The sequence below is a fragment of the Streptomyces sp. NPDC045026 genome, assembly GCF_056432625.1.
In genome coordinates, this window is record NZ_JBWKIS010000008.1 from 92,106 (window position 1) to 117,654 (window position 25,549).

General features: G+C 72.3%; 26 protein-coding genes and 2 pseudogenes. 7 read left to right on the top strand and 21 right to left on the bottom strand.

The annotated features are described in order from the left end of the window. Positions 1 to 116: 116 nt before the first annotated feature. From AC07EJ_RS19350 to AC07EJ_RS19370, 5 genes are all read right to left on the bottom strand, one after another. Entirely contained in the window at positions 117 to 917 is an 801-nt protein-coding gene (locus AC07EJ_RS19350; protein ID WP_389489281.1) for an ATP-binding cassette domain-containing protein, read from the bottom strand. Beyond that, positions 914 to 1,963: an ABC transporter permease gene (locus AC07EJ_RS19355; RefSeq protein WP_478884589.1), complete on the bottom strand. Its 1,050-nt coding sequence runs from the start codon at positions 1,961 to 1,963 to the stop codon at positions 914 to 916. The genes AC07EJ_RS19350 and AC07EJ_RS19355 overlap by 4 nt, the downstream gene beginning before the upstream one ends. Further along, positions 1,960 to 2,964, bottom strand: coding sequence for a sugar ABC transporter substrate-binding protein (locus AC07EJ_RS19360; protein ID WP_389489285.1), 1,005 nt, complete (start codon positions 2,962 to 2,964; stop codon positions 1,960 to 1,962). Before AC07EJ_RS19360 ends, AC07EJ_RS19355 begins: the two co-directional genes overlap by 4 nt. Before the next feature lie 311 nt (positions 2,965 to 3,275). Continuing rightward, entirely contained in the window at positions 3,276 to 4,265 is a 990-nt protein-coding gene (locus AC07EJ_RS19365; RefSeq protein ID WP_478884590.1) for a sugar ABC transporter substrate-binding protein, read from the bottom strand. Between the two features lie 106 nt (positions 4,266 to 4,371). Continuing rightward, positions 4,372 to 5,109, bottom strand: a complete 738-nt coding sequence (locus AC07EJ_RS19370; RefSeq protein WP_389489299.1) for a GntR family transcriptional regulator — start codon at positions 5,107 to 5,109, stop codon at positions 4,372 to 4,374. 127 nt (positions 5,110 to 5,236) lie between these two features. Between AC07EJ_RS19370 and AC07EJ_RS19375 the strand changes: the two genes are divergently transcribed. Beyond that, the gene (locus AC07EJ_RS19375) at positions 5,237 to 6,241 is read left to right on the top strand and encodes a Gfo/Idh/MocA family protein (RefSeq protein ID WP_478884591.1); all 1,005 of its coding nucleotides are present in this window, start codon (positions 5,237 to 5,239) and stop codon (positions 6,239 to 6,241) included. A 25-nt stretch (positions 6,242 to 6,266) separates the two neighbouring features. Here AC07EJ_RS19375 and AC07EJ_RS19380 read toward each other — a convergent pair. From AC07EJ_RS19380 to AC07EJ_RS19410, 7 genes and pseudogenes are all read right to left on the bottom strand, one after another. After that, positions 6,267 to 6,525: pseudogene (locus AC07EJ_RS19380) on the bottom strand (alpha/beta hydrolase); the annotation flags it as partial. A 2-nt stretch (positions 6,526 to 6,527) separates the two neighbouring features. Next, positions 6,528 to 7,322 (bottom strand): annotated as a pseudogene (locus AC07EJ_RS19385) (OPT/YSL family transporter); the annotation flags it as partial. 165 nt (positions 7,323 to 7,487) lie between these two features. Next, the gene (locus tag AC07EJ_RS19390; protein ID WP_478884592.1) at positions 7,488 to 8,264 is read right to left on the bottom strand and encodes an IclR family transcriptional regulator; all 777 of its coding nucleotides are present in this window, start codon (positions 8,262 to 8,264) and stop codon (positions 7,488 to 7,490) included. Between the two features lie 150 nt (positions 8,265 to 8,414). Continuing rightward, positions 8,415 to 8,861 (bottom strand): PaaI family thioesterase, encoded by a 447-nt coding sequence (locus tag AC07EJ_RS19395; RefSeq protein ID WP_389481938.1) that lies wholly within the window; start codon positions 8,859 to 8,861, stop codon positions 8,415 to 8,417. A gap of 84 nt (positions 8,862 to 8,945) precedes the next feature. After that, positions 8,946 to 10,193 (bottom strand): ROK family transcriptional regulator, encoded by a 1,248-nt coding sequence (locus AC07EJ_RS19400; protein ID WP_389481940.1) that lies wholly within the window; start codon positions 10,191 to 10,193, stop codon positions 8,946 to 8,948. 84 nt (positions 10,194 to 10,277) lie between these two features. Continuing rightward, positions 10,278 to 10,943, bottom strand: coding sequence for a response regulator (locus AC07EJ_RS19405; protein ID WP_478884593.1), 666 nt, complete (start codon positions 10,941 to 10,943; stop codon positions 10,278 to 10,280). Between the two features lie 125 nt (positions 10,944 to 11,068). Further along, positions 11,069 to 12,334 carry a sensor histidine kinase gene (locus AC07EJ_RS19410; RefSeq protein ID WP_389481944.1) on the bottom strand — a complete coding sequence of 422 codons (1,266 nt, stop codon included), beginning with the start codon at positions 12,332 to 12,334 and terminating at the stop codon, positions 11,069 to 11,071. Positions 12,335 to 12,514: 180 nt separating this feature from the next. Between AC07EJ_RS19410 and AC07EJ_RS19415 the strand changes: the two genes are divergently transcribed. Then, on the top strand, positions 12,515 to 12,715 hold the full coding sequence (locus AC07EJ_RS19415) for a hypothetical protein (protein ID WP_389481946.1): 201 nt from the start codon (positions 12,515 to 12,517) through the stop codon (positions 12,713 to 12,715). Positions 12,716 to 12,738: 23 nt separating this feature from the next. Here the strand turns inward: AC07EJ_RS19415 and AC07EJ_RS19420 are convergent, their stop codons facing one another. Then, positions 12,739 to 13,146 carry a guanyl-specific ribonuclease gene (locus AC07EJ_RS19420; protein ID WP_389481949.1) on the bottom strand — a complete coding sequence of 136 codons (408 nt, stop codon included), beginning with the start codon at positions 13,144 to 13,146 and terminating at the stop codon, positions 12,739 to 12,741. Between the two features lie 154 nt (positions 13,147 to 13,300). Continuing rightward, positions 13,301 to 14,203 carry a DMT family transporter gene (locus tag AC07EJ_RS19425; protein ID WP_389481950.1) on the bottom strand — a complete coding sequence of 301 codons (903 nt, stop codon included), beginning with the start codon at positions 14,201 to 14,203 and terminating at the stop codon, positions 13,301 to 13,303. Positions 14,204 to 14,432: 229 nt separating this feature from the next. On the opposite strand from AC07EJ_RS19425, the gene AC07EJ_RS19430 reads away from it, so the two are divergent. Further along, a complete protein-coding gene (locus tag AC07EJ_RS19430) occupies positions 14,433 to 15,164 on the top strand; it encodes an SDR family oxidoreductase (protein ID WP_389481953.1) in 732 nt (243 codons plus the stop codon). A 280-nt stretch (positions 15,165 to 15,444) separates the two neighbouring features. Here AC07EJ_RS19430 and alc read toward each other — a convergent pair whose 3' ends face one another. Together alc and allB are read right to left on the bottom strand one after the other, a co-directional pair. Further along, entirely contained in the window at positions 15,445 to 16,560 is a 1,116-nt protein-coding gene (gene alc, locus AC07EJ_RS19435) for an allantoicase (protein ID WP_389481955.1), read from the bottom strand. A gap of 5 nt (positions 16,561 to 16,565) precedes the next feature. After that, a complete protein-coding gene (allB, locus tag AC07EJ_RS19440; RefSeq protein WP_389481958.1) occupies positions 16,566 to 17,906 on the bottom strand; it encodes an allantoinase AllB in 1,341 nt (446 codons plus the stop codon). A gap of 304 nt (positions 17,907 to 18,210) precedes the next feature. Here allB and AC07EJ_RS19445 point away from each other — a divergent pair, with 304 nt between their 5' ends. Then, complete coding sequence (locus AC07EJ_RS19445) at positions 18,211 to 19,011, top strand: IclR family transcriptional regulator (protein WP_389481960.1); 801 nt, start codon at positions 18,211 to 18,213, stop codon at positions 19,009 to 19,011. Here the strand turns inward: AC07EJ_RS19445 and AC07EJ_RS19450 are convergent. After that, a complete protein-coding gene (locus tag AC07EJ_RS19450) occupies positions 18,954 to 19,712 on the bottom strand; it encodes an ABC transporter ATP-binding protein (RefSeq protein ID WP_389481963.1) in 759 nt (252 codons plus the stop codon). The genes AC07EJ_RS19445 and AC07EJ_RS19450 overlap by 58 nt on opposite strands. Further along, complete coding sequence (locus AC07EJ_RS19455) at positions 19,709 to 20,785, bottom strand: ABC transporter permease (protein WP_389481965.1); 1,077 nt, start codon at positions 20,783 to 20,785, stop codon at positions 19,709 to 19,711. Before AC07EJ_RS19455 ends, AC07EJ_RS19450 begins: the two co-directional genes overlap by 4 nt. Before the next feature lie 135 nt (positions 20,786 to 20,920). On the opposite strand from AC07EJ_RS19455, the gene AC07EJ_RS19460 reads away from it, so the two are divergent. After that, entirely contained in the window at positions 20,921 to 22,096 is a 1,176-nt protein-coding gene (locus AC07EJ_RS19460; protein WP_478884594.1) for a sensor histidine kinase, read from the top strand. Next, positions 22,093 to 22,719, top strand: coding sequence for a response regulator (locus AC07EJ_RS19465; RefSeq protein WP_389481970.1), 627 nt, complete (start codon positions 22,093 to 22,095; stop codon positions 22,717 to 22,719). Before AC07EJ_RS19460 ends, AC07EJ_RS19465 begins: the two co-directional genes overlap by 4 nt. Positions 22,720 to 22,727: 8 nt before the next feature. On the opposite strand, the gene AC07EJ_RS19470 is transcribed toward AC07EJ_RS19465, so the two are convergent. Then, positions 22,728 to 23,264 (bottom strand): universal stress protein, encoded by a 537-nt coding sequence (locus AC07EJ_RS19470; protein WP_478884595.1) that lies wholly within the window; start codon positions 23,262 to 23,264, stop codon positions 22,728 to 22,730. Further along, on the bottom strand, positions 23,261 to 23,404 hold the full coding sequence (locus tag AC07EJ_RS19475) for a hypothetical protein (protein ID WP_389481974.1): 144 nt from the start codon (positions 23,402 to 23,404) through the stop codon (positions 23,261 to 23,263). The genes AC07EJ_RS19470 and AC07EJ_RS19475 overlap by 4 nt, the downstream gene beginning before the upstream one ends. A 100-nt stretch (positions 23,405 to 23,504) precedes the next feature. Between AC07EJ_RS19475 and yczR the strand changes: the two genes are divergently transcribed. Then, on the top strand, positions 23,505 to 25,001 hold the full coding sequence (gene yczR / locus AC07EJ_RS19480; RefSeq protein WP_389481976.1) for a MocR-like transcription factor YczR: 1,497 nt from the start codon (positions 23,505 to 23,507) through the stop codon (positions 24,999 to 25,001). Positions 25,002 to 25,099: 98 nt separating this feature from the next. On the opposite strand, the gene AC07EJ_RS19485 is transcribed toward yczR, so the two are convergent. Further along, entirely contained in the window at positions 25,100 to 25,414 is a 315-nt protein-coding gene (locus AC07EJ_RS19485; protein ID WP_389481978.1) for a DUF5955 family protein, read from the bottom strand. Positions 25,415 to 25,549: the final 135 nt, after the last annotated feature.

The window sequence follows — 25,549 nt, forward strand, 5'->3', positions numbered from 1 at the left end:
CCGCGTGTCCGTTTCCGGCCGCGGGTTGATCGTGGCTGGTCGCGCCCCGCGGCGGAGCCGCACAAAGGACACAGCCCCGCGCCCCTGAGGGGCGCACTGCCTACGGGGCGCACTGCCTACGGTTTGTCCCGGCTCTCCAGCTCATGACGCAGGTCGTCCAGCTCGCTGCCGCCCGCCATCTGGCGGGTCAGTTCGTCCAGTGTGATCTCGTCGCGGGCGTAGCTGCCGAACATCGTGCCCCTCTTCAGGAGGACGAAGCGGTTGCCGACGAGGTATGCGTGGTGCGGGTTGTGCGTGATCAGAACCACGCCGAGGCCCGCGTCCCGCGCGGCGGCGACGTACTTGAGGACGACGCCCGACTGCTTGACGCCGAGGGCCGCGGTCGGCTCGTCGAGTACGAGGACCTTGGCGCCGAAGTGGACGGCGCGGGCGATCGCCACGCACTGGCGCTCACCGCCGGAGAGGGTGCCGATGGGCTGGTCGACGTCGCGCAGGTCGATGCCCATGCGGAGCAGCTCCGCGTGGGTCGTCCTGCGCATCAGGTCGACGTCCAAGCGCTTGAAGGGGCCGGAGCCCTTCGTCGGCTCGGAGCCGAGGAAGAAGTTCCGCCAGACCGGCATCAGCGGGACGACGGCGAGATCCTGGTAGACCGTGGCGATACCGCGGTCGAGGGACTCGCGCGGGTTGGCGAGCCGCGTCTCCTCCCCCTCGATGCGGAAGGACCCGGAGTCGTGCTTGTGCAGACCCGCGATGATCTTGATGAGGGTCGACTTGCCCGCACCGTTGTCGCCGAGGACGCAGGAGATCTCGCCCGCGTGCACGACCAGGGAGACGTCCTCCAGGGCCCGGATGTTGCCGTAGTGCTTACTGACGCCGTCGAGCTCGACCAGCGCCGTACGCTCCGCGGTCTCGGTCATTTCGTCGCCTCCGCGCGCTTGCGGACCCACGCGTTGAGCAGGGTCGCGAGGAGCAGCATCGCCCCGAGGAAGAACTTGAACCAGTCCGGGTTCCACTCGGCGAACACGATGCCCTTGCTCGTCATGCCGAAGATCAGGGCGCCGATGGCCGCGCCGACCGCGGAACCGTAGCCGCCGGTGATCAGGCAGCCGCCGATGACGGCCGCGATGATGTAGATCAGCTCGTTGCCGACGCCCTCGCCGGACTGCACGACGTCGAACGAGAACAGCAGGTGCTGCCCCGAGATCCAGGCGCCGAAGGCGACGCCCATGTACAGGCCGATCTTGGTCTTGTTGACCGGGACGCCGACGGCGCGCGCCGCGTCCTCCCCGCCCCCGACCGCGTAGATCCAGTTGCCGACGCGGGTGCGCAGCAGGATCCAGGTGGCGACGACGATCAGGGCGAGCCACCACAGGATCGTGATCTTGAAGTCGACGCCTCCGATGGTGAGCGTGGAGGCGAAGACGTCCTTCGCGGAGGAGAAGCCCTCCATGTCGGAGATCGACTTGGTGGAGACGGTGCCGCTGATCAGCTTGGTGAAGCCGAGGTTCATGCCGGTCAGCATCAGGAACGTGCCGAGCGTGATGATGAAGCTGGGTGGGTCGGTGCGGGTCAGCATGACGCCGTTGAACACGCCGATGGCGAGCGTGACCAGGAGCGAGACGCCCACGCCGACCCAGACGTTCGCCGTCATCTGGTAGCTGAACATCGACGAGACCAGTGCGGACGTGGTGACCATGACGCCGGCGGAGAGGTCGAACTCGCCGCCGATCATCAGGAGGGCCACGGGTACGGCCATGATGCCGATCGTCGACGACGCGTACAGGACCGTGGCGAGACTGGAGGCCCGCAGGAAGCTGTCCGCGAAGATCGCGAAGAAGAGGAAGACGGCGACGGCGCCGACGACCGAGCCCAGTTCGGGCCGGCCCATGAGCGTGCGCAGCGGCGATGTCTTCAGGAGCCGCTCGTCCGTCAGCGGCGTGGTCCCTGGTGCGGCGGCGCTCATCGGGTCCCCCGCTTCGTGTACTCCTCGAGCTTGGCGGCCTGGTCCTTGGTGATGATCTGCGGTCCGGTGAGAACCGGCTTGCCGCCGCCGAGGACGTCCGCGTTGTAGCGGTAGAGCCAGAGCAGGTCCACGGCCTCGTAGCCCTGGAGGTAGGGCTGCTGGTCGACGGCGAAGCCCAGCGAGCCGTCCTTCAGGCCGGCGGCGACCTTCTCGTTGAGGTCGAAGGTGTCGATCTCGGCCTTGCTGCCCGCGTCCTGCTTGGCCTTCACGGCAGTGGCGGCGAAGGGCGCGCCGAGTGTGACGACGGAGTCGATGGACTTGTCGGCCTGGAGCTTGGCGCCGATGGAGGACTGGACGTCGGGCATGTTGGTGCCCTCGACGTACAGGTTCTGCATCTGGCCCTTGAAGGTCTCCTTGGCACCGGCGCAGCGCTGCTCGTGGCCGACGTTGCCCTGCTCGTGCAGGACGCACAGGGCCTTCTTGCGGCCGCGCTTGTTCAGCTCCTCGCCGACGGCCTGGCCCGCGATGGTCTCGTCCTGGCCGATGTGCGTGAGCGCGCCGAACTTCTTGGACTCCTCGGATCCGGAGTTCACCGTGATCACGGGGATGCCGGCCTTCTCGGCGCGGGCGACGGCGGCCTTCATGGCGTCGGGCTTCGCGAGCGTGACGATCAGGCCGTCGACCTTCTTGTCCACGGCCGCGTCGACGAGCTCGGCCTGCTGCTGCGCCTGGTCGCTGTGCGAGTACAGGAACTTGATGTTGTCCTTGACCGCGGCCTGCTTGGCGCCTTCCTGGACGATGTCCCAGAAGGTGTCGCCATCGCCTGAATGGGTCACCATCGCGACGGTCCAGCGCGGGGTGTTCACCGCGGCTTTGCCCTGGGCCGAGGCCGCCTTCCTGGCGTCCTCCGCCCGCTTGCCGCCGGTGCTGCTGCACCCCGCGAGGGTGAGACCGACTGCCCCTGCGAGGGCGATGCTCACCCAGCTCCGAAACCGTGCCACGAGGCCGTGCCCTTCTTGCCGTGCTGCCTGATACACCGGGGCCGGCGGACCAGCCCCGGGGGGCACTTCTCTAGCCCCGGACGCCTCAGTATCCCCGACCGGGGATTTCAGCGGCCGTGCAGGTCCCAGGCAGCGCGCCGCACCTCCGGCCGCGGGTCCGGGGGTCGCCCCCCGAGCAGACACAGCCCCGACCGGGGAATTCAGCAGCCGTGCAGGTCCCGGGCAGCGCGCCGCACCTCCGGCCGCGGGTCCGGGGGTCGCCCCCCGAGCAGACACAGCAGACAGAGCAGGCATTGGGATCAGGCATCCGTTCACCGGGTACCGCGCGCGGTGTACGTCTCGAGCTTCGGCACGTCCTTCTCCGTCACGATCGCGGGGCCGGTCAGGACCGGCTTTCCGCCGCCGATGACGTTGGCGTTCGTCTTGTAGAGCCACAGTTCGTCGACGGCGAGATAGCCCTGGAGGTACGGCTGCTGGTCCACGGCGAAGCCGACGTCCTTGGCCTTGAGGCTCTTGACCACGGCCGCGTTCAGGTCGAAGGTGTCGACCTCCGCCTCGCTGTCCGCGTCCTGCTTGGCCTTGACGGCGACGGCCGCGGTGGGGGCGCCGAGTGCGACGACCGCGTCGATGTCCTTGGCCGCCTGGAGCTTGGCCTCGATGGACGACTGGGACGCGGGGGCGTTGGTGCCCTCGACGTTGAGGTTCTCGACGGTGCCCTTGAACGTCTTCTTGACGCCGACGCAGCGCTGCTCCAGGGAGACGTTGCCCTGTTCGTGGATGACGCAGAGCGCCTTTTTCCTGCCGCGCTTGTTGAGTTCGCTGCCGACGGCCTCGCCGGCCACGGACTCGTCCTGCCCGATATGGGTCAGCGCGCCGAACGCTTGCGAGAACTCGCCGCCGGAGTTGATCGTGACAACCGGGATCCCGGCGTCCTTCGCCTTGGCGAGTACGGCCTTCATGGCCTCGGGCTTGGCAAGGGTGACGACGATCCCGTCGACCTTCTTGTCGATCGCGGACTGGACCAGCTCGGCCTGCCCCTTGGCCTCTTTGTCGTTCGAGTAGAGGAACTGGACGTTGTCCTTGGCTGCGGCCTGCTTGGCGCCGCTCTGGACGATGTCCCAGAAGGTGTCGCCCTCGCCGGAGTGGGTGACCATCGCGATCTTCAGACGGGGCGTGCCGGCGGCCTTGCCGCCCCCGGAGTCGCCGGCCTTGTCCTCGGAGGTCTTGCCTCCCGAGCTGCTGCACCCGGCCGCGAGTGCGACGACCGCTATGAGGGTTGCTGCCGTGCGGGCTGTGCGCATGGTGTGCCACCTCTCTCCTCGCCGCCCGTGTGCGGCTGGAGGAGTTCTAGCGGTGGGTACCCGGCACCGTCAATGACTTTGTCAGAACATTCTTACGGCCGGACTTCTACGGCCGTACGAGGAGCTGGAACTCGAAGGAGTAGCGCGACGCCCGGTAGGTGTGCGACCCGAACTCGACCGGTCTGCCGGTGTCGTCGAACGTGGCGCGCTGCATCGTCAGGAGCGGGGCGCCCGCGGGCTCGGCGAGCCGCTCGCCCTCCTCGGCCGTGGCGGCGCGGGCGCCGACGGACTGGCGGGCGCTGTGCAGGGTTATCCCCGCGGCGCGCATCAGCCGGTAGAGCCCGGTCGCCTCCAGCCGCTCCGTGTCGAGCGGGAGCAGCCCGGTGGGCAGGTGGTTGCAGAGGTACGCGACCGGGTCGCCGTGGGTCAGCCGCAGCCGCTCGACCCGGTGCACCTCGTCCCCCTCCCCCACCCCGAGCGCGGCCGCGACCTCGGCGGACGCCGGCACGAGCGTGTTGGCCAGGACGCGCGTCTCGGGCTTCTGGCCCGCCGCCTCCAGGTCGTCGTAGAGGCTGCTCAGCTCCAGGGGGCGCTTTACCTGGCTGTGGACGACCTGGGTCCCGACTCCGCGGCGTCGGACGAGGAGGCCCTTGTCGACGAGGGACTGGATGGCCTGGCGCACGGTGGGCCGAGACAGGCCGAGCCGGCCCGCGAGCTCGATCTCGTTGCCGAGCAGGCTGCCGGGGGTCAGGGAGCCGCGCTCGATCGCCGCCTCCAGCTGCTGGGAGAGCTGGAAATAAAGCGGAACCGGACTGCTGCGGTCCACGCTGAGCTGGAGCGACACGGTCGGATCGACTACTGGTTTGGCCACGGGCCGAGCGTAGTCGCAAGGAATGTTGACGGGAAGTCGTGAAGTTCGGTTGTCAGGACAAACCGTTGACAGCGGGTTCCCCGGACGGCACCTTGACTGCATGCGCATCGGACTTATCGGGACGGGCCGTATCGGCACCTTTCACGCAGCAGTTCTGGAGCGGTACCGCGAGGTCGGCTCGCTCGTCGTCACGGATGCCGACCCGGAGCGGGCCGTCGCGCTCGCGGACCGGATCGGCGCGACCGCGGCGCCCACGGTCGACGAGATCTTCTCCTGGGGCGTGGACGCGGTGGTCATCACCGCGGCGACGTCCGCGCACGGCGACCTGATCGGGCGGGCGGCGCGGGCCGGGCTCCCGGTGTTCTGCGAGAAGCCCATCGCCCTCGACCTGTCGGGCACGCTGGCCGCGCTCGGCGAGGTGGAGCGGGCCGGGACCGTGCTCCAGCTGGGCTTCCAGCGCCGCTTCGACGCGGGGTACACGGCGGCGCGCGAGGCGGTGCGCTCGGGCCGCCTCGGCCGGCTGCACACCGTACGGGCCATGACGAGCGACCCCGCGCCGCCGCCGGCGGCGTATCTGCCGCTCTCCGGTGGGCTCTACCGGGACTGCCTGGTCCATGACTTCGACATCCTGCGCTGGGTGACCGGCCGCGAGGTGACGGAGGTGTACGCGACCGGGTCCGACGCCGGGCCCGCGATGTTCCGCGAGGCCGGGGACGTCGACACGGCGGCCGCCGTCCTCACGCTGGACGACAGCACGCTGGTCACGGCGACGGCGACGCGCTGCAACGGCGCGGGCTACGACGTGCGCATGGAACTCTCCGGCGAGCTGGACACGGTGGTCGTCGGCCTCGACGACCGCACGCCCTTCGCCTCCACCGAGCCCAAGGGCCCGTCGGCCGCGACCAAGCCCTGGCCCGGCTTCCTGGAACGCTTCGCCCCCGCGTACGAGGCGGAGCTCGTCGCGTTCGTCGACGTGGTGCGCGGCGAGCGCGAGAACCCGTGCGACGGCCGCGAGGCGCTGCACGCGCTGCGGATCGCCGAGGCCTGCGAACTGTCGCGCCGGGAACGGCGGTTGGTACGGATGGAGGAGATTGCCGGGGGCTGATCCTCCGGCACCCCGTGAACGCGGCTCAGATCTCCCCGCGCCCCATCGCGATCAGCCGGTCGAGGACCGCGGGGTCCGCCTTCACGCCGTCGTGGGCGTGCGCGTCGGAGACCCAGACGCGCAGCCCCCGTACGAGCCCCGCCGTCTCCAGGGACTGCTCGCGGTCGACGAACATGTCGTCGCGGTAGACGGCCGCGGCGACCGGCACCTCGTTGACGGCGAGCCGGTCGAGGTCGTAGAGGGGCGGGCCAGTCCGTACGGCGGGCGAGGCGCTCGGCCGTGTCGGGGCGGTCGTGCGCGAGGGGCGGCGGTGCACGAGCAGCCGGACCGCCTGGCCGAGGGCGACGACGCCCGCGCCGACCATCACGCCGTGGGGTACGTAGCCCGCGCCGAGGTCCGTGTGGAACAGGTCGGGACTGAACTCCCGCAGTCCCAGGCCGATGCCGAACATCAGCAGGGCCCAGACGTTGCCGAGGAAGGCGACGCCGGCGGCGGACAGGGGCAGGTTCAGGAGGGTGCCGCCGAGCCCTACGAGGGTGCCTGCGCCCAGTACGAGGGCGCGCTTGCCGCCCTTGTCGCCGGCCTTGATGGTCTCGGCCGCGGCGGTGCCGGGCGGCCAGGCCGCGTCGGCGGGCAGCAGCCGGGAGCCGAACGCGCGGTAGAGCACCCAGGTGTCGATGAGCAGGCCGATGAACGCGCCCGCCAGCATCGGCCACACCAGGTCCTTGCGGCCGAAGACGTACGGCACGGCCACCGAGGTGAGCAGGGCGTTGGCCGAGGCGAAGGTGGCCGCGGAGATGGCGCTCTGGGCGAGGTTCTGCCGGTGCACCGAGCGCATCTTGCGCAGCCCGGCGACGGGGATGCGGCCGACCAGCATGGCGATGAGGGCGCCGACCACGGAGGTGTTGGCGGAGATGCCGAGCTTGGCGACGAGGTCGGCGCCGATGAGCGCGCCGACGACGGAGAGCGCTGCCAGCACGATGAGGACAACGGGTTCACGGACACGGGGGTGTCCGGAGCCGGGGCTGTCCCCGGGTGGTGGTTCGGCGTGGGCGGTGGTGACTGAGGTGTGGTGCGACACGGGACACCCCTTTGCGGGCAGGCGGGACCGGGCGGCGTGCGCGGGGCGGCGCATGGCGCGGGGACAGGTGTGCGGGACTGATGCGGCGGGTGTGGCAGTTGGGGTTCGGGGCCGGACCTGCCCGGGACAGCGGTCCGGGGCCTGCGGGGAGCGGCACGAAGGGCGTCAGGGGCCGAAGGCGGCCGTGGCCTCGTGTGCTCCCTCGACGACGAGCCGGGTGATGCGGTCGGCGGCGCGCACGATGCGGTGCGAGGGGCCGATGACCGTGAGCGACGCCGCGACGGTGCCGGCCTGGAAGACCGGTGCCGCGATGGCGGCGACCGCCTCGTCGTACTCGCCGAGGCTGAGGCTGTGCCCCTTCTCCCGTACGTCGCGGTAGACACCGAGCAGGTCGTCGAAGTCGGTGACGGTGTGGTCGTTGAAGCGTTGGAGCGGGGTCGCGCCGAAGATCTGCCGGATCTCCGCCTCGGGGTAGTGGGCGAAGATCGCGTGTCCGGAGGCCCCGGCGTGGCCGGGCATGAGGGCGCCGACTATCGCCGTGTAGCGGACGGGACCGGTGCCGTCCACGGCGGCGGCACAGCGGTAGCCGCCGCCGTTGGGCACGTTCAGGACGACGCTCTCGCCGGTCTCGCGCAGCAGCCCGGCGAGGACGGGCCGGACGAGGGACGGCAGGACGCCGCTGTGCTCGCCCACGCGGGCCAGCCGGGACACCGCGGGCCCGAGCCGGTAGCGCCGTGTCGTCCTGTCGCAGGTCAGGAACGCACGCGCGGCGAGCGTGGTGAGAATGCGCTGGGCGACGGCCTTGTCCCAGCCGTGTTCCCTCGCGATCTCGCTCACGCCCCACTCGGGGCGGCGCTCCGTGAAGGAGAGCAGCGCGAGCAGGGCGCGATCGGCGCCCTGGAGGACTCCGGGTCCACCGGTTTTCGGGCTGTTCTCGGTCATGGCCCGCTCCTCCTGACGCCTGGTTCTCACTCCGGTTCGGTGCGCTGAGCGCAACGTCGTTGCGCTCAGCGGCGAGGACTATGGGCGTGCGGCGGCGCGGGTGTCAAGGGTTTCCAGGCCTCGGATGAAACTCGGGTGAACGCCGTCGGCTCAGCCTCGCGCGACCGGCAGGATCGTGCCCTGGGCCACCGCGCACAGCTTCTCCGTGCCCTCTTCGTCCACGGTCGACAGATCGCAGCGGACGACGGCCTGGCGCCGGCCGCCGTGCACGACCTGGGCGCGGGCGATCAGGGTGCGGCCTGTGGCCGGGCGTACGTACTGGATGGAGAAGCCGCCGGTGAGCACCGCCGGGCCGAGGACCGCGCCGCCCGCGAACGTCAGCGCGTTGTCGGCGGCGTAGGAGAGCACCCCGCCGTGCAGGAACCCGTTCTGCTGGTGCAGCTCCGGCCTGATGTCGACCTCGATGGTGGCCGCGCCGTCACCGAACGCGGTGAGCCGGGCGCCCACGAGACGGCTGAACGGCTGGGCGTCCAGGAGCTTCGCGGCCAGGGTGAGGTCCAGCTGCTGGGGTTGGTCGCTTTCGCGGGGCGCGGTCATCGGGGCCTCCGGACAGGTCGGTGGGTACGGCGGATACGGCCGATTCGGCGGGCCGGTGATGCCGCGCGGGGGTGGGCGTCGGGTCTAACTCGCGCCGCTCACGACCGGTTCCCCCGAGCTGATCGCCGCGCCGCCCCCGGCCAGGAAGCGCGCGAGCGGCAGGGTTGCCGCGCCGACCGTCACCGCGTCGGGTCCGAGGCGCCCGAGTTCGATCGTGGTCTGCGCGTACGGGTGGCGCAGGGCGTACGCGGCGGCCGCCCGCCGGACCGGTTCGAGGAGGCGGGGGCCGAGGAGCAGCCCGGCCCAGCCGCCGACGACGATGCGCTCGGGGTTGAAGAGATTGACGAGGTCGGCGATGCCCGCGCCGAGGAACTCGGCTGTCTCGTCGAGGAGTTCACCGGTGTCCGGGTCGGCGAGGAGTTCGGCGAGCGCCCCCTCCTCGTCGGCCGAGGTCCTGCTGCCGCCGCTCTCGCGCCAGCGTTCGAGCAGCGCCTCGGCACCCACGTACGCCTCCAGACAGCCGCGCGCCCCGCACCGGCAACGGCGGCCGCCGACCTGGAGCGTGGTGTGGCCCCACTCCCCCGCGCTGCCGGACGAGCCCTGGTAGGGGACGCCGTCGGCGATGACGCAGGCGCCGACGCCGGAGCCGATGAGGGTGACGACGGCGTTGCGGGCGCCGCGGCCCGCGCCGAACCACATCTCGGCGAGGCCCAGGGTCCTGGCGCCGTTGTCGACGAACAGGGGGAGTCCGGGCGGGAGTTCACCGCAGTCGCGCAGCATCGCTTCGAGGGGGACGGCGTCCCAGCCGATCGCCTGGCCGTGCACGAGGGCCCCGACGGCGCCGCCCGCGCCGGAGGCGTCGACGATTCCGGGCACGCCGATGCCGACGCCGATGAGCGCGTCGGGGGCGATCTTCGTATCGGCGAGGACCTGAGCCACCCCGGCCGCGACGATCCGGACGACGTCCCGCGCGTCATGGCGCCCGTCGGGCAACGGGGTGTCCACGCGCGCGAGTTCGTTCAGGGTGAGGTCGAAGAGCTCCACGCGTACGCGCGTCTCGCCGATGTCGACACCGGCGAGGTGGCCGCAGTGCGGGGCGACGCGCAGGAGCGTGCGGGGCCTGCCGCCGTCCGAGTCGACCGATCCGGCCTCCTCCAGGAGGCCGTCGGCGACGAGTTCGGAGACGACGTTGCTGATCGACCCCGAGCTCAGTGCGGTCAGGGGGCCCAACTCCTGTCGGCTGAGCGGCCCGTCGAAGTAGAGCTTGCGCAGCACCGTGGCGCGGTTGTTGCGTCTGAGGTCACGCACCGTGCGCCGGCGTGGTCCGGCCATCGTCAGTCCTCCCCCGTACGGCGGACCCTGAGCGCCGTATCTCCGCGCCCGGATCACGGTGTGAATTTACCCGTGCCGCCGGGGTCAGTCGTCCAGGAGTCCCGCGTCGTGGGTCAGGAGGGCGATCTGGACGCGGTTGTTGAGGCCGAGCTTCGCCAGGATGCGGGAGACGTGTGCCTTGACGGTGGCGACGCTCATGTAGAGCTCGGCGGCGATCTCCGCGTTGGCCGCGCCCCGGCCCACGGCGACGGCCACCTCCCGCTCGCGGTCGGCCAGTTCGGCGAGACGTTCACGCGCGCGTGCCCTGCGGTCGTGTTGCGGGTCGGGTCCGGTGGCCCGCGTGATGAGCTGCCGGGTCACCGTCGGCGACAGGACGGGCGCTCCGGCCGCGACCCCGCGGACCGCCTCGACGATCTCGGCGGGCGGGGTGTCCTTGAGGACGAACCCCGCGGCTCCGGCGCGCAGCGCCCGCAGTACCTGTTCGTCGGCGTGGAAGGTGGTGAGGACGATGACCTCGGGTGCGTCGGGCCGCTCCCGCAGCGCCTCGGTCGCGGCGAGGCCGTCCACGTCCGGCATGCGGAGGTCCATCAGCACGACGTCGGGCCTGGCCTCGGCGACGAGGGCGGGTACTTCGGAGCCGTCGCCCGCCTGGCCGACGATCTCGATGCCGGACGCGCCCCCGAGCATGAACGAGAGGCCCGCGCGCACCAGCGGGTCGTCGTCGACGAGGAGCACCCTGATCGGTTCCACCGAATTCACCCAGTCCCGCCTTCGCGCCGTCGTACCGCAGCCGTCACCGTCGCCGCCCTGATTCTCGGGGCCACCGTAGCGAGGCGGTGATCACCTGGTCCACGGGTGCCCGCCGCGGGCGGGGGTCACCCGGGCCACGGCAGCCACGCCTCGATCGCGAAGCCGCCGTCGTCCGCGGCGCCGTGGCCGAGGCTGCCGCCGGCCAGGGTGGCGCGTTCCGTGAGGCCGATCAGGCCCTGGCCCGAGCCGGGCACGTGCGGGACCTCGCCGGGGGGCGGCGGATTGCGGACCGAGACGGTGACGCCGTCGCCCGGCGCGCCGGAGACGACGACCTCGACCTCGGCGCCGGGGGCGTGCTTGCGGGCGTTGGTCAGGCCCTCCTGGACGATGCGGTAGGCGGTGCGGCCGACGGACGCGGGGACGGTGTCCGGGGCGCCGACCTGGTGGTCGAGGACGATCTTCATGCCCGCCTCGCGCGACTCGGCGACGAGGGCGTCGAGCGCGGCCAGTGTCGGCTGGGGCCGGCCCGACTCCTCGCCGTGGTCGTCGGCCCGCAGGACGCCGATGATCTCGCGCAGGTCCTGGAGCGCCTCGTGGGCGCTCTCGCGGATGACGCCGGCCGCGCGGGCGACCTCCTGCAGAGGTGCGTCGGGCCGGAACTCCAGGGCGCCCGCGTGCACGCTGAGCAGGGTGAGCCGGTGGGCGAGCACGTCGTGCATCTCGCGGGCGATGGCCTCGCGGGCCAGGCGCTGCGCCTGTTCGGCCCGCAGCCCGGCCTCGGTCTCGGCGCGCCGCGCCCGGTCGCGCAGCGACAGCAGGAGCTGGCGCCGGGAGCGTACGAACATGCCCCAGCCGACGACGGTGACGGTGAAGATGATCGTGAAGGCGACGGAGAGGACGTACGGCGAGTCCGGGTCCGGCCGGATCCAGAAGAAGAGCGGGATCAGCGCGCATGAGGCGCCGGCGACCCAGGCGACGTACCGGAAGGGGCGGTGCACGGCGAGGGTGAAGATGGCGACCATGGTGGCGCCGCCCGCGGTGTTCGACACCATGCTGACGGCCGCCAGCGCGATGGCCAGGCCCAGGGGCCACCTCCTGCGCAGCCACACGGCGGCGCAGGCGAGCGCGCCGAGCCACTGGTCGAGTGCGGCGAGGCCGTCGGAGGTGTTGGGGTCGTTCGCGACGGAGTGGGCGCCGAGCAGGCCGATGCCCACGGCGGCGAGGAAGCAGGTGAAGTCGACGACCCAGTCGCGCAGGGTGCGCCGCCTGCGGCCGGGGCGGCCGTCCGGGTCCAGGTCGAGCTCGTCGGCGACGGCCGAGGGCAGCATCCTGCGCCGCCACCGGTACCGCTCCCCCGATGGGGCCGTTCCTGTCCGCTCCTGAACCTCCATGGTCGACAAATCTACGCACCTGGGGCGCCCGGGGCCGCCTCGCGGAGCGGACCGTGGACGAAAGTCACGGCGGCCGGTACTTCGGTAGGCGCGCCCCGCCGGAAGTCGCGACCTGCGGCGGGACGCGCCTCGCCCCGCGGCCGATGTGCGTGGGAGGTCCGCGGGGCGAGGTTGTCACCTATGAAGAAGGTTCTGGAGTTCATCGGCGCGATCGCGCTCATTCAGGGCGCGGTCGGCCTGCTGCACGAGTTCACCGGGTGGCTGAGCTGGGGCGTCATTCAGCATCTCGGCTTCCTCGACGGCTACGAGGTGTACGGGAGCATCGCGCTGATCGTGCTCGCGTTGGCCCTGTTCGCCGCGTCGGAGAGCGTCAAGAGCTGACGGCGCCGTTCACCGCGGGCGGTTCAGCAGCCGTAGTCGACGAGGTCGAACGTCGCGTAGTGGTCGCCGGTGTAGTAGTCCTCCTTGGACTCCTCACCGGTGACGATGCGGCGGGCGCCGCGGGTCGGGGAGCCGGGGGTGATGACCGTGTACTCGTGGTAGTAGCCGGTGGACTGCGAGGGCAGGACGCCCTCCCGGTTCTGGAAGACGATGCCATCCTGGTCGTACGGGTAGGGGCCGCCCTGCTCGATCAGGTCGAGCGTGTCGTGGGCCTGGGAGGGCAGCGCCGAGTAGCAGATGTCGCCGACGGAGGTCACGGAGTACGTGACGGGGGCCGGGGCCGCGGTGGCCGAGCCGGCGAGGACGGGGCCGCCGATGAGCAGGGCGGCCGCAAGGGCAGTGACACTGGCGATTCGTGGGGGGATTCGCATGGCCCCTAGTGTGACGCGCGTAGAGCATGACGTGTCAACGTCAAGTCGGGGGAGTTTTCCGGAAGTTAACCAATCGGAGGCTCCGCTTCATGCCCGTCCGGGGTGCGTTCGGAGTGCGCCCGAGGCGCGTTCGAAGTGCGGCTCGGGCAGTGGCTCAGGCGGTGGCGCGACGCCCCCACGCCGTCCCTGCCAGCACGAACACGGCCCCCAACAGGCCCAACAGCCCCAGGCGTTCGCCGCCGATGGCGATGCCGGCCGCCGCGGCCCACAGCGGCTCGGTTCCGAGGAGCAGGCTCACCCGGGACGGTGAGGTCCTGTGGACCGCCCACATCTGCACGAAGAAGGCGAAGAGCGTACAGAAGACGGACAGGAAAACGAGCCCGGCCCATTCGTGCGGGCCGAAGTCCGCGGCCGCCTCCCACGGCGCGGCGCCGGTCCCCGGCACCCCGCACAGGAGCGCGAACACGACGACGGACGCGCCCAGTTGGACCGTCGTCAGGGGCAGCGCGTCCGCGCCCCGCACGGACTTCATCCGGGCCATGGCGAGGACGTGGAGGGTGCGGGCGAGGGCCGCGAGCAGCATCAGGAGGTCGCCGGCGGACGGGGCCGTGAAGCCGCCGCTCTGGGTGAGCAGGACGACGCCCGCGACGGAGACGGCGGCCGCGGCGAGGAATGCGCGGGACGGCCTGGTCCGCGTCACCGCGGCCTCGGCGAGCGGCGTGAAGATCATGGTGAGGCTGATGATGAGGCCCGCGTTGGTCGCGGAGGTGTGGACGACGCCGTAGGTCTCCAGGAGGAAGATCCCGCTGAGGATCAGCCCGAGGAGTCCCGCCCCGCGCCATTGCGCGACGCTCAGGCCGCGCAGCGCGCCCCAGCCGGCCACGACGAGCGCCGGCAGGACCGCCCCGAACCGGAGCACGAGGACGGCGAGGACCGTCGTCTGTGTGGTGATGCCCTTGGCCGCGAGATAGCTGGCTCCCCACACGACGGCCACAAGGAGGACGGGCAGGTCGGTGAGCCAGGCGCGGCGGGGCGTGGTGACGGTGAGCGTGGCCAAGGTGCGGTCTCCGGCGGCGTACGGCGGGCGTGGAGACGGCGGCGGCTCGCACGGGGGGCGGCTCACGCTACCCGCGGCAAGATCGTCCGGGCCACCACTTTCCGCCCACCGGACCCGCACGGCAGCTCACCGCCGCGGGCGGGGGCATCGGTGTCCGTTTGCCGCCAGCATCGAGAGCCGCCCGTCCATTTACTTGAAGTCATAACAACCGATGGCTTCAGGAGGATCCATGAACGGCAAGGCAGCACTCGTCACCGGCGGCAGCCGAGGGATCGGCGCAGCGACCGCGCTGCGGCTGGCCCGTGAGGGTGCGGATGTGGCGGTCACTTACGTGAACGGCAAAGAGGCGGCCGAGGAGGTCGTGCGCCGCGTCGAGGCGCTGGGCCGGCGCGGCCTCGCGCTGCGCGCCGACTCGGCCGACGCCCACGAGGCGGCCGGGGCGGTGGATCTGGCGGCGGACGCGTTCGGCAGGCTCGACGTGCTGGTGAACAACGTGGGCGTGGGCGTACTCGGACCGCTGGAGGGCTTCTCCCTCGCCGACATCGACCACGCACTGGCGGTGAACGTGCGCGGTGTCCTGCTGGCCTCGCAGGCGGCCGCCACGCGGCTGTCCGACGGCGGCAGGATCGTCACCGTCGGCACCTGCATGGCCAAGCGCGTACCGGGTCCAGGCGGGACGGTGTACGCGACGACCAAGGCGGCCCTGATCGGCCTCACGAAGGCACTCGCGCGCGAGTTGGGCGGCCGGGGCATCACGGCGAACATCGTCCACCCGGGCCCGATCGACACGGACATGAACCCGGCGGACGGCCCCTACGCCTCGGGCCAGACCGTTTCCGTCGCCCTGGACCGGTTCGGCACGGCCGACGAGGTGGCGTCGATGGTCGCCTATCTCGCGGGCCCCGAGGCCACGTACGTCACGGGCGCGGAGTTCGCCGTGGACGGCGGGCACGCGGCATGACGTGATGCGCGCGGGGACGTCGTACCGCATGACGTGATGCGCGCGGGGACGTACCGGTGCTGTCGGGCCGGTACGTCCCCGCGCGGGTCCGCGGGAGGGGCCTGTCTTCAAATTCCCTTCGTCCGCCCGGAGGGCGGGCCCCACGGCGTCTGGTGCGTGCAGCTGCAAGGCGGAGGAGGGCGTCGACGCGGAGCGTCGGCAACCGACGACAACGCCGCAGATGTGCGTGCCAGACGCCGTGGGGCAGGCGGGAATTTGGAGACAGGCCCCTAGGGCAGCGTCAGCCGCCGAGCTCCTGGTGGCGGGCCGTCAGGCGCGCCGTGCCCTCGTCGGTCAGCGAACCGAACAGGCGCAGGCGGGAGATGCCGCCGTCCGGGTAGATGTCCACGCGCGCGTGGGTGCCGACCGCCGGGGTGTCGAGGACGAAGCGGTGGTTGGTGTCGGGCTGGAGGCGGGTGCGGGGCAGGACCTCCACCCACTCGCCTTCCTCGCCGTCGCGCACGGAGACCGACGCCCAGCCCGCCGAGTTGCCCTTGAGGTAGGCGGTGTCGATCTCCAGGGCGCGGATCTGCGACTGGGCGGCCAGGCCGTAGCTGATCCAGTCGTTGCCCTGGTCACGGCGGCGGCGGGTCTCCCAGCCGTCGTCCATCTTCCGGGAGCGGCCCGGCTGGATGGTGTTGCTCGCGGGCGAGTAGAACAGGTTGGAGGCGTCCTCGGCGCGGCCGCCGTTCTCCAGGGCGACGACGTCGAACGTGCCGAGCGTGGCGAGCCACTTGGGGTCGGGCACGACCTCGCCGTGGACCCGCAGGCGGGCGATGCCGCCGTCGGGGTGCTGGTTGACGCGCAGGTGCGTGAAGCGCTGCTCCACGTCGACGGCGAAGCCGTTGGCCGCGTGGCCGCCGACCGCCGTGCGCGGTACGAGCGTCGTCCACTTGACGTCGCCCGAGAGCAGCTCCTCCGGGGTGGGCGCGCCTTCGACGGACGCGGCCTCGACGGACACGGCCTGCGGGTAGTTGCCGCGGAAGTGGGCGGTGTCGACGATGATGCCGCGGATCACGCCGGGGGCGCCGAGCCGGACGAGCGCCCAGTCGTGGTCCTCGGCGGTCGGCCACGGGTGGTCCGCGCCGGTGCCGCGGCGACGGCGGGTCTCCCAGCCGTCCATGATCTTGCCCTTGTGGCCGAAGTGCTCGGGGTCGAACTCGGCGCGCTCGGGTACGAGGAGGTTCTCGCGCTGGGCGAAGAACTCGTCGTTGGCGGCGATGACACCGGCGCCGAGCTGCCGCGCGGCGAGGTCGGCGTACTGCGTGAACGGGAAGTCGGCGGTGCGGTAGTCGGCGTAGGGGTCGCCGCCGCCGTAGGGGTTCGCGTCGCCGGTGAAGCTGGGTATCGCCGTCACAGTGATCAGTTGTTCCTTTCGAGGAGCTTGCCTGCGGGAGCGGTGAACTCGCCCTCGGCGACGATGCGTTCGCCGCGCAACCAGGTCGACTTCACGACGCCGTGCAGCGTCTTGCCCGCGTAGGCGGTGACGCGGTTGCGGTGCTGGAGCTCGGCCGGGTCGACGGTGAACGTCTCCTCGGGGGCGAGGACCGCGAAGTCGGCGTCGCGGCCGGCGGCGATGGCGCCCTTGCGGTCGTCGAGGCCGACCAGCTCCGAGGTGCGCGAGGACATCCAGCGGACCACGTCGTCGAGGGAGTGGCCGCGCTCGCGGGCCGCGGTCCAGATGGCGGAGAGGCTCAGCTGGAGGCCGGAGATGCCGCCCCAGGCGGTGGCGAAGTCGTCGGTCTTCAGGTCGGCGGTCGACGGCGAGTGGTCGGTGACGACGCAGTCGATGGTGCCGTCGGCGAGCGCCTGCCACAGCAGGTCCTGGTTGGCGGCCTCGCGGATGGGCGGGCAGCACTTGAACTCGCTTGCGCCGTCCGGGACTTCCTCCGCGGTGAGCGTGAGGTAGTGCGGGCACGTCTCGACGGTGAGCTTGACGCCCTCGGCCTTGGCCTCGGCGATCAGCGGCAGTGCGTCGGAGGAGGACAGGTGCAGGATGTGGACGCGGGCACCGATGCGCTTGGCGGTGTCGATGAGCCCCTTGATCGCGACGTCCTCGGAGATCCGCGGCCGGGTCGCGAGGTAGTCGTCGTACTTCGGACCGCTGTTGTGCGGGGCGACGTCCAGCTCGTGCGGGTCCTCGGCGTGCACGATGAGCAGGCCGCCGAAGCCGGCGATCTCGGCCATGGAGGCGGTGAGCTGGTCGCCGTTCAGGTGCGGGAACTCGTCCACGCCGGACGGCGAGAGGAAGCACTTGAAGCCGAAGACGCCGGCGTCGTGCAGCGGGCGCAGGTCCTTGACGTTGTCGGGCAGCGCGCCGCCCCAGAAGCCGACGTCGATGTGCGCCTTGGCGGCGGCGACGTCCTGCTTGGTACGCAGGTTGGCCGCCGTCGTCGTCGGCGGCAGCGAGTTGAGCGGCATGTCGACGATCGTGGTGATGCCGCCGGCCGCCGCGGCGCGGGTGGCCGTCCAGAAGCCCTCCCACTCCGTGCGCCCCGGGTCGTTCACGTGGACATGGGTGTCCACGAGTCCGGGCATGAGGACATCGTCACCGAAGTCCTCGAGCCGGGCGCCGGCAGGTACGTCCGCGTCGTGTGGAAGGACGGCGGCGATCTTTCCCCCGGCGACGGCGACCGACGCGGGCCGCGTGCCTTCGGGGGTGATGACGCGGGTCGAGCGCAGCACCAGTTCGACGTCGGACACCCGAGCCCCTCTCAGTAAATTCAACGTTCTGTTGAAGGAGTTTTCACTCCAGTCCAGGGTCCGTCAAGACCCGCCTTGCACGGGACGACGCCGTCCTGGACGTTTCCACAAAGTGGAATTAGAATTCCGTAAGCCAGAACGTAGCTATCTACGACGACACCGTCAAGAGAACACAGGTATGGCCCGGCGACACCCGGACAAAGGCGCCCTGACCGGCCGGAACAACCCGGGCCGTGCCACACCCCCCTCGGTGACCGCCGGGTAGGCTGCTGGCTTGCCCTTCCGCCCCGAAAGGAACGCGCCCGTGCCGACGTCAAGCGCCAGCACCACCTCCTCTGGCCCTTCCGCCCCGACCGGCGGAGTCCAGTCCCTCGAGCGCGCCTTCGACCTCCTGGAGCGGATGGCCGACGCCGGGGGCGAGGTGGGTCTCAGTGAGCTCTCCGCGAGCAGCGGCCTTCCCCTGCCGACGATCCACCGCCTGATGCGCACCCTGGTCGCCTGCGGCTACGTGCGCCAGCAGACCAACCGGCGCTACTCGCTCGGCCCCCGCCTGATCCGCCTCGGCGAGTCCGCCTCCCGCCTGCTCGGCACCTGGGCCCGCCCCTATCTCGCCCGCCTCGTCGAGGTGACCGGCGAGACGGCGAACATGGCGCTGCTCGACGGGGACGAGATCGTGTACGTCGCCCAGGTGCCGTCCAAGCACTCGATGCGGATGTTCACCGAGGTGGGCCGGCGCGTCCTGCCGCACTCGACCGGCGTGGGCAAGGCCCTGCTGGCCTACACCCCGGCCGACGAGGTCCGCGCGCTGCTCGCGCGGACCGGCATGCCGGCCGCCACGGAGAAGACGATCACGACGCCCGACGGCTTCCTCGACGCGCTCGCCGAGGTGCGCAGCGCCGGGTACGCGGTCGACGACAACGAGCAGGAGATCGGCGTGCGCTGCCTCGCCGTCTCCGTGCCCAACTCCCCCACGGCCGCCGCGATCTCGATCTCGGGCCCGGCGGGACGTGTCACCGACGTGGCGACCGAGAAGATCGTGCCGGTGCTTCAGCAGGTCGCCGAGGAGCTGTCGGTGGCGCTGTCGAGCTCCGGGGTCGGCGCGTAGCGGGCACGGCCCGCAGCGTCACGGGACGGGCCGGCTTTCGTGAGCCGCCCGTCCACCATTTCGCACACCATGTCCGCCACCGCGAGATGCGCCCGGTCGTGCGTGACCAGGACCGTCGCGGTGCCGCGCTCCCTGGTGAGCCGGGCGAGCAGATCCAGTACGGCCGCGCCGCGCTCGTGGTCGAGGGCGCTCGTCGGCTCGTCCACGAGCAGGACCGACGGCTCGTTCATCAGGGCGCGGGCGATGTTGACGCGCTGGCGCTGACCGCCGGACAGCTGGTGGGGGCGGCGGCGCGCCTGGTCCGTGAGCCCGACCGCGGCCAGCAACTCCCCCGCCCGCTCCCGCACTTCGCGCGGCTTGCGGCCGTCGATGTGGCCCATCAGCTGGAGCTGTTCGAGGGCGGTCAGGGACGGCAGCAGGTTGGGCTGCTGGAAGACGATGCCCAGAGAGCGGCGGCGCAGCTCGGCGCGTTCGGCGGGGCCGATCGAGTCCGTCGGCGTACCGCCCACCGTCACCGTGCCGCTGTCGGGCGTGACCAGGGTCGCCGCGACCGCGAGGAGGCTGGACTTGCCCGAGCCGGACGGGCCGACGACCGCGGTGACCGTGCCGGCCGGGACGTGCAGCGTGACGCCGTCGAGCGCCGTGATGCGGCCGTCGCCGTCCGGGTAGGTGAGGGTGATCTCGTCGAGGTCGAGGCTCATCGGGCGCTCCCGAGTGCGGTGAGGGGGTCTACGGCGGTGATGCGCCGGATGGACAGGGCGGCGCCGGCCGCGCCGAGTACGGTCATGACGGCGGCCGGGCCGAGCGTGGTGAGCGGCTCCATGACGAACGGCACGCTGTCGGGCACGAACGCGCCGATGAGCGCCGCGAGCGCCGTGCCGAGGGCCGTACCGCCGACGAGCATGACCACGGCCTGGCCGAGTGCGTCCTTGAGCAGATAGGGCGTCGAGGAGCCGAGGGCCTTGAGGACCGCGATGTCACCGCTGCGCTGGATCGTCCACACGGTGAAGAACGCGCCGATGACCATCGCCGAGATGACGAAGAGGAAGCCCCGCATCAGCTGGAGCGAGCCGTTCTCGGCCTGGTAGGACCCTATGGCCTCAAGGGCCCCGTCAACGGTCCGCGTCTCGGTGCCCGCCGCACGGTCCGCGGCGCCGAGCTCGGCGCCCTCCCCGGTGCGCAGGGCGATCACGGTGGCCCGCTCCCCGGAGCCCTGCCCGCCCGGCGTCACGTTCTGCCAGTCGCCGAGATCGATCCAGACGACGGGGGTGTGGCTGTACGAGGCGTCGCCCGCGACGGCACTCACCGTGAGGGACACACCGGACAGGGCGATGCGGTCCCCGGACCGCGCACCCAGATCGTCCGCGGCCTGCTGCGACAGGACGGCCGTGCCGGGCGCCGTCGTGTCGGGCGCGAGCCCCGACCGGGGCCGCACGCCGAACGCGGACACGGCCGCCGTGTGATGGCCCGCCTCGGCGTTGACGGTGCTGATGCCGAGCGGCTGCGCGCTTTCGATCCCCGGTCGCGCGGCGAGCGCCCGCCACTGCCCGTCCCCGACCGTCGACCCGGTGAACGACACCGACTGGCCGGACGGGGGCCGGGCGAAGGCGAGGTGGTCGGCGGGCAGCCCGGTCAGCGCCGAGGTGTTGTCCCGGGCCAGGCCGGCGGTCAGGGCGGACAGCAGGCCGACGAGCAGCGTGATCAGCACGACCACGCTGCCCATCAGCGCGAAGCGCCCCTTGGCGAACCGTAGATCTCTCCATGCGACGAACATGGTCCCCAGCCTGCGGCCGGGCCCCCGCCCCGGGCATCGCGCCACAGCACGCTTCACCCGAATCGAAGGAAGGAGCCGCCTTTCAACCTTTCGGTTGACCGTCGGCCGGGATCCTCTGCCTACGCTGGTGAAGGTATGGATCCACGTTCTCTGACCCCCGTCCTGCGCGTTCTGCGCCTGTGCCTGCATCTGCTGATGGCCGGGCTGCTCGTGCTGGTCGCCGCCCGGGCGCTGGCCGGCGACTCGACGGGAGCGGGCGCCGTGGTGGCCGCCGCGGTCGTGATGGCCGTCGTGTACGGCGCGGGCTCGCTGATCCCGGCCGTACGGGACACGCGGGCCGGGGCGGCGCTGTGGCTGGCGGCGCTGTGCGCGGTGTGGCTGGTGCTCCTCGTGCTCTCCCCCGACGGCCTGTGGCTGGCGTTCCCGCTGTACTTCCTCCAGCTGCATCTGCTGCCCGCCCGCTGGGGGGTGCCCGCCGTGGTGCTCACCGCGGGCGCCGCCATCGCCTCGTACGTACGCCATGGGCAGCCGCTCAACCCGGGGGCCTTCATAGGGCCGCTCCTCGGTGCGGCCGTGGCGGTGGCGACGGTCATCGGCTATCAGACGCTGTACCGCGAGAGCGAGCGCAGACGGCGCCTGATCGAGGAGCTGATCGCGACGCGCGCCGAACTCGCCGCAGCGGAACGCACGGCGGGCACCCTCGCCGAGCGGGAGCGCCTGGCCCGCGAGATCCACGACACCCTCGCGCAGGGCCTGTCCTCGATCCAGCTCCTGCTGCGCGCGGCCCAGCGCACGCTGCCGCCGCAGTCGCCGGCCGCCCCCCACATCGAGCAGGCGCGCGCGGCCGCGCAGGACAATCTGGCCGAGGCCCGCCGTTTCGTACGGGCCCTGTCGCCGCCGGACCTGGAGAGCGGGTCGCTCGCGGGGGCCCTGGAGCGGCTGTGCGCGACGGCTCCCGGCCTCACCGCCCGCTTCACGGAGAGCGGCACCCCGTCCGGGCTGCCGACGCCGTACGAGGTCGCGCTGCTGCGGATCGCGCAGTCGGCGCTCGCGAACACCGTGCGGCACGCGGACGCACGCCGCGCCGAGATCACCCTCAGCTTCATGGACACGGCCGTGGCCCTCGACATCGTGGACGACGGCCGCGGCTTCGACCCCGCGTCGGCCCCGTCCGGCGACGGCGGGTTCGGCCTGCCCGCGATGCGCTCACGCGCGGAGTCCCTCGGGGGCACGTTCACGGTGGAGTCGGCGCCGGGGCAGGGCACGGCGGTCGCGATCACTCTCCCCCTCCCCGTGGAAGGCTCGTCATGACCGTCCGGCTCCTGCTCGCCGACGACCACCCCGTCGTACGCGCCGGGCTCCGCGCGGTCCTCGACGCCGAACCCGACTTCGAGATCGTCGCCGAGGCCGCCACGGCCGAGCGGGCCGTGGAACTCGCCGCGGCCGGCGGGGTCGACGTCGTCCTCATGGACCTGCAGTTCGGCGCCGGGATGCACGGCTCGGAGGCGACCGCGGCCATCGCGGCCGGGCCCGGTGCGCCGCGCGTCCTCGTCCTGACCACGTACGACACGGACGCGGACATCCTGGCCGCCGTGGAGGCGGGCGCGGCCGGCTATCTGCTCAAGGACGCGCCGCCGGAGGAGCTCGCGGCGGCGGTCCGCACGGCGGCCTCCGGCCAGTCCGCGCTCGCGCCCGCCATCGCACACCGTCTGATGGACCGCATGCGGGCCCCGGCCGAGGCGCTCAGCCGCCGCGAGCTGGAGGTGCTCCAGCTCGTCAGGGACGGCCTGTCGAACCAGCGGATCAGCAAGGAGCTGTTCCTCAGCCAGGCGACGGTGAAATCCCATCTGGTGCACATCTACGCCAAGTTGGGCGTCGATTCGCGCACGGCGGCGGTCGCGGCGGCAACGGCACGCGGGCTGATGCGGCGCTGACCCGCCGTTCACCCTGCGGCCGGACCCGCCGCCACGAAGTCACGTGCGGTCGCCCGCCGCAGCGCGCGCAACTCGTGCCGTGCCAGCGGTGGCGCGGGCACGGTCAGGACCGGGCACCCGGCGCGCGCGACGACGTATCGGTGGATCCGCCCGCGCCACATCCGGCGTGGATGGACGCCGATGACGAGCAGGTCGTCCTGGCCCGCCACCGTGTCGCACAGAGCCCGGCCCGGTCTGGCCCTGACCACGCGGCGCACCAGGTCCACGTCCTGGGGCGGTCCGCCGAGCGCCTCGGCGAACGCGCGGTCGAGGCGGGCGAGGGCCGCACCGTGCCACTGCCGGGCCCACTGCTGGTCGGGGCGGCGGGCGTACAGGACCTCCCCCTCGGGCGGCTCCCACGCGAGGACGGCGACGAGGACCCGGCCCGAACGGCGCGCCTGCTCGACGGCCGCCCGCAGCGCCGCGAGCCCGCCGAGCGAGTCGCTCACGCCGACGACGACCTGCCCGGCCACGCCGTCGGGGCGCCGCGACGCGACGGCGCTCACGGCTTCCGCCCCTTGCGCCGCTTCCCGCTCACCAGCGCGCGTACCCAGGCGCCCGCCGGCCGCGTGGTGCGCGCTTCCGCGCGGCGCTGCATCTCCCGTTCGAAACGGTCCGTGACACAGCCCGCCTCGTACCCCTCCATGGCATGCCTCCTCAGCCGCTCTCCAGGCCAAAATCCCTGACCTCTGTCGAGTCTGTAGGCTGATTGGCCTGGACAGCAGGGCCAATAACGGAGAGTTGGCATGGCAGGCAAGCGAGTGGTCCACGCCTTGAACACCCCGGGCACGAACAGCATGAACAGATCCCTGGGCAGCCGGCGCCTCGCCGGCCTCCTGACGGGGACCGCCGGAGACCGTCCCGGCTACCGCGCCCTCGCCCAGGGCGTGCGCACCCTGCTGCTCGACGGGCGCATCCCGCTGCACACCCGGCTGCCCGCCGAGCGCGAGCTGGCCACGGCGCTCGGCGTCAGCCGCGCCACGGTCACGGCGGCCTACGACCTGTTGCGCGAGGGCGGGTACGCGCGCAGCAGGCGCGGCGCGGGGACCTGGACCGAGCTGCCCGAGGGACAGCGGCCCGCCAGCGTGGCCGCCTTCCCGACGGGCGACGACGACGTGATCGACCTCGCCATCGCGGCGCCCGCCGCACCCAAGGGGGAGCTCGCCGACGCGCTCACCGCCGCGGGCACGATGCTGGCCCGGCACGCGTCGACGCCCGGCTACCACCCGTACGGGCTTCCCGAGCTGCGGGCCGCGGTCGCCGAGCGGTTCACGCGGCGCGGCCTGCCGACGCTGCCAGAGCAGATCCTCATCACCGCGGGCGCCCAGCAGGCGGTGTCGCTCACCCTGGGGCTTCTCGCCCGTGCGGGCGACCGGGTCCTGGTCGAGAACCCGTCGTACCCGAACGCCCTGGACGCGCTGAACAGGGGCGGGATGCGGGCCACGCCGGTGCCGGTCACGGACGGCGGCTGGGACACGGACCTGTTCGAGTCGGCGCTGCGGCAGACCGCGCCGCGGCTCGCCTATCTGATCCCGGACTTCCACAACCCGACGGGGCGGCTGATGCCGCACGAGCAGCGGGTGCGGCTCCTAGAAGCGGCGCGGGCGACCGGGACGTGGCTGGTCGTGGACGAGACGGTCGCCGACATCGCGCTCGACGTGCCGACGCCCGCGCCGTTCGCCTCGCTCGCTCCGCACGGGGCGGGCGAACAGGTCGTCACGGTGGGCTCGTTGAGCAAGACGCACTGGGGCGGGCTGCGCATCGGCTGGGTCAGGGCCGGGTCACGGCTCATCACGGAGCTGGCGACGGCGCGGGTGCCGGTCGACATGGCGGGCTCCGTCCTCGACCAGCTCGTCGCGCTGCGGCTGCTGGAGCGGATGGACGAGGTCCTGAGCGAGCGCCTGCCGCGGATGCGGGCCCAGCGGGACGCGCTCGCCGAGGACCTGGCGCGCGAACTGCCGGAATGGCGCTGGCAGTTGCCGCCCGGCGGCCTGTCGCTCTGGATCGACCTGGGTCGCCCGATCGCCTCGGCGCTCGCCCGGGCCGCGCTGCGGCACGGGGTGCGCGTCGAGGGCGGCTCCCGCTTCGGCGCGGACCCGGGGACGCACGAGCACCGGCTGCGCTTCCCGTACACCCAGCCGCCCGAGGTCGCCAGGGAGGCGGTGCGCCGCCTGGCGCAGACCCTCGCGGACGGCCTCGGCACGACGGGCGAGGAGCCGGGGCGGCCGCACTGGGTGGCATGACGCCGGAATGACGGACAGTCAATTCCCATCCCCGGACAGTCAACTTTCGCGCCCGGACAGTCAACTCCCGTGCCCCGACAGTCAACTCCCGTCCCTGGTCAGCCCAGTGGCGGCCCGCCGAACAGTTCCACCGCGTTCCGCACGTCCCCGAGGCCCTTCGCCAGGGCGCTGACCGAGCCGATCGCGCCCGCGATCAGCAGCAGCGAGCGGCGCAGGCGCGGGGTCTCGGGGAGGCCGCCGACGGCCATCGCGTCCAGGGCGGCCAGTTCGTCCTCGGCGACGGCCCGGTCAGGGAACTCGGCCGGATGGGCGGCCAGTTCACGGCGCAGCCTGGACACCGCGGTGCGCAACTCCGTCACCCGCGGATCCTCTTCGGTGCCCGCCACCAGCTTCTGCCCCACGCTCCGTAACACGGCTCTCCCCCCTCGCACGCCTTTGTGCGACCGCACACGTGCGCCTTCGCACGTGGTACCCCTTCCGCGGCCCCGGTGTGCGCCGGTTGCACGCGCCGCACCGGGGTCGCCGGCCAGTAAACGCCACTTCCTGCC

Bases quoted from the DNA above. Each gene is read 5' to 3' on its own strand.
- AC07EJ_RS19390 (WP_478884592.1), bottom strand. From the start codon at position 8,264: ATGACCGAGAACAGCCCGAAAACCGGTGGACCCGGAGTCCTCCAGGGC.
- AC07EJ_RS19430 (WP_389481953.1), top strand. From the start codon at position 14,433: ATGAACGGCAAGGCAGCACTCGTCACCGGCGGCAGCCGAGGGATCGGC.
- AC07EJ_RS19450 (WP_389481963.1), bottom strand. From the start codon at position 19,712: ATGAGCCTCGACCTCGACGAGATCACCCTCACCTACCCGGACGGCGAC.
- AC07EJ_RS19375 (WP_478884591.1), top strand. From the start codon at position 5,237: ATGCGCATCGGACTTATCGGGACGGGCCGTATCGGCACCTTTCACGCA.
- yczR (WP_389481976.1), top strand. From the start codon at position 23,505: ATGGCAGGCAAGCGAGTGGTCCACGCCTTGAACACCCCGGGCACGAAC.
- AC07EJ_RS19350 (WP_389489281.1), bottom strand. From the start codon at position 917: ATGACCGAGACCGCGGAGCGTACGGCGCTGGTCGAGCTCGACGGCGTC.
- AC07EJ_RS19460 (WP_478884594.1), top strand. From the start codon at position 20,921: ATGGATCCACGTTCTCTGACCCCCGTCCTGCGCGTTCTGCGCCTGTGC.
- AC07EJ_RS19395 (WP_389481938.1), bottom strand. From the start codon at position 8,861: ATGACCGCGCCCCGCGAAAGCGACCAACCCCAGCAGCTGGACCTCACC.
- AC07EJ_RS19455 (WP_389481965.1), bottom strand. From the start codon at position 20,785: ATGTTCGTCGCATGGAGAGATCTACGGTTCGCCAAGGGGCGCTTCGCG.
- AC07EJ_RS19410 (WP_389481944.1), bottom strand. From the start codon at position 12,334: ATGGAGGTTCAGGAGCGGACAGGAACGGCCCCATCGGGGGAGCGGTAC.
- AC07EJ_RS19355 (WP_478884589.1), bottom strand. From the start codon at position 1,963: ATGAGCGCCGCCGCACCAGGGACCACGCCGCTGACGGACGAGCGGCTC.
- AC07EJ_RS19420 (WP_389481949.1), bottom strand. From the start codon at position 13,146: ATGCGAATCCCCCCACGAATCGCCAGTGTCACTGCCCTTGCGGCCGCC.
- AC07EJ_RS19465 (WP_389481970.1), top strand. From the start codon at position 22,093: ATGACCGTCCGGCTCCTGCTCGCCGACGACCACCCCGTCGTACGCGCC.
- AC07EJ_RS19400 (WP_389481940.1), bottom strand. From the start codon at position 10,193: ATGGCCGGACCACGCCGGCGCACGGTGCGTGACCTCAGACGCAACAAC.
- AC07EJ_RS19365 (WP_478884590.1), bottom strand. From the start codon at position 4,265: ATGCGCACAGCCCGCACGGCAGCAACCCTCATAGCGGTCGTCGCACTC.
- AC07EJ_RS19415 (WP_389481946.1), top strand. From the start codon at position 12,515: ATGAAGAAGGTTCTGGAGTTCATCGGCGCGATCGCGCTCATTCAGGGC.
- AC07EJ_RS19475 (WP_389481974.1), bottom strand. From the start codon at position 23,404: ATGGAGGGGTACGAGGCGGGCTGTGTCACGGACCGTTTCGAACGGGAG.